Origin of the sequence: Pseudomonas sp. SIMBA_067 (genome assembly GCF_046534675.1) — a bacterium.
GTDB classification, from domain to species: domain Bacteria; phylum Pseudomonadota; class Gammaproteobacteria; order Pseudomonadales; family Pseudomonadaceae; genus Aquipseudomonas; species Aquipseudomonas putida.
Genome location: NZ_JAWRYH010001055.1, coordinates 1 through 247, shown reverse-complemented (window position 1 = coordinate 247; position 247 = coordinate 1). Strand labels below are relative to the sequence as shown.

Sequence of the window (247 nt, the reverse complement as noted above, 5' to 3'; positions counted from 1 at the left end):
CGGCCAGCGCCTGCAGCACGCTGTCCACGACCCGTGGCTCGATGAACTCGCCCGGCTGGAAGGGCCGCCCCCAGCGCTTGGCCGCACGGCTGGCCATGAGTTGGAACACCGCCATAGTCCCGGAATAGGCCCCGCGCAACAGGCCGATCTGGGCGTAGGACAACGCGAACTGGGTTTGCCAGATCGGCAGCAGTACATAGATGACATCAGTGAGGCCATCGTGCACGGCATGAGCGCTGCAACCGGC

1 pseudogene is annotated in these 247 nt (G+C 66.0%); it reads right to left on the bottom strand.

What is annotated here, in order from left to right:
• Positions 1-247, bottom strand: a pseudogene (locus SB765_RS32460) (hypothetical protein); the annotation flags it as partial.